A 1,529-nucleotide genomic window follows, 5' to 3' on the forward strand; every position below is an offset into this window, starting at 1 on the left:
TTTTTGGACTTTCCATCCATTACAAAAGGCATCTTAATTCCAGAAGGGCAAATAGTGAAATTCTGATTATTCCAAATAATCACTGGTTTTTTCAGGAGATGGATTTGCTTAAAATGACTTTTCTTCGCTTTTTGAAAAACAGATTTTGCGTCACGGATCGCTTGATTTTTAACGTCGTTACTTGAGACAGGGTCGTCACCTCTTTCGTTGATTTTCTATGTATTGTTTAATTGTTAGACTAGATAGGTTGTCTTGGTTCTACGATGTTCTTCCATGAATGGTAGCATATTTTCATGTATTCATCGATTAAACATACAGTTGTGTACAACAATAAACGAGAAGGGATAGATTTAGATTTTCGAGTTCTTAGTAGAGAACCCTTCTACCTACTTCACTATCATCCCACGATTAAAACCGGGGGCTTTCTCGTTCAGAAGTTCTGTAAAAAAATATCCCTTTCGAAATAAGGCACAGACGTTCAAAAAAAGAAAAGTTGTTTTCAATTTTTGGGGCGATATTCTTAAGACAGAACAAGATGCATCCACTTCTTTTTATAAGGAATTACATTTTTTATACTATTTGAAAACACGACGCTTTTTTATTTTTCAGGCTTAGTCTAGTTCATGAAATTGTCGATAGACTTCTTGTTTTTTCAATCCATTTTTTACAGCAACAGCTTTAATTGCGACATTTGTTTTTTCTCCAAGTGCAATTAGTTGTTCCACTTGTTCTTTTAAAGAACCTTCAATCACCTGAGATGTTTCATCCTTCCCAGTCTTTCCTTCAACTAAAAGGCAGCATTCCCCTTTAACAGGTTGTTTTTCGATATAGGCTAAAAGCTCTTCAATATTGCCACGTAAGTATTCTTCATGAATTTTCGTTAATTCTCGGCATAAAACAACTTGGCGATTCCCAAGTACAGCTAACATATTGGTTAAAGTCGCACTAATTCGATAAGGAGACTCATAAAAAATCAGTGTTGCGGTTTGATCCTTTAATTCTTCTAAAATACTGTGTTGCTCTTTCTTCTTTCTTCCAAGAAACCCATAAAATAAAAATGGCTGAGGCAATAAACCAGAAGCAATCAATGCCGTCATTCCTGCGGTTGGCCCAGGAATCGAAACTACTGGAATGTTTTCTTGAATACAAGCGACAACCAATTCATGCCCAGGATCACTGATAGAAGGCATCCCTGCATCACTTACCTGCGCAATTGACCTCCCTTTTTTTAATTCCTCCATGAACTGAGGTATCCGTTCTTTAAAATTATGTTCATGCAAACTCTTTTGTGGGGTATGAATATCAAAATGATTCAGTAGTTTTTGTGTATTTCGCGTATCCTCACTAGCAATCAAATCTGCCTCTTGCAACAGGCGAACACTTCGATAACTCATATCTTCAAGATTGCCAATAGGTGTAGGCACTAGATACAACGTCCCCGTTTCATGATTTCCTTTAAAACTTTTTTGATTAAACATTTTTTATCTCCTATTAAAAAAAAGGTTGTGAAAAGCATGGTCTGCTTCAAG

General features: G+C 36.0%; 1 protein-coding gene. It reads right to left on the reverse strand.

Annotation, left to right across the window (positions count from 1 at the left end):
• Positions 1-611 precede the first annotated feature (611 nt).
• On the reverse strand, positions 612-1,478 hold the full coding sequence (rsmI, locus tag EVI01_RS13385; RefSeq protein ID WP_010752611.1) for a 16S rRNA (cytidine(1402)-2'-O)-methyltransferase: 867 nt from the start codon (positions 1,476-1,478) through the stop codon (positions 612-614).
• Between the last annotated feature and the right edge of the window lie 51 nt (positions 1,479-1,529).

It is taken from the genome of Enterococcus villorum, from assembly GCF_007990225.1.
Lineage (GTDB): Bacteria > Bacillota > Bacilli > Lactobacillales > Enterococcaceae > Enterococcus_B > Enterococcus_B villorum.

Coding starts and splice junctions, on each gene's coding strand:
- rsmI (WP_010752611.1), bottom strand. CDS start 1,478: ATGTTTAATCAAAAAAGTTTTAAAGGAAATCATGAAACGGGGACGTTG.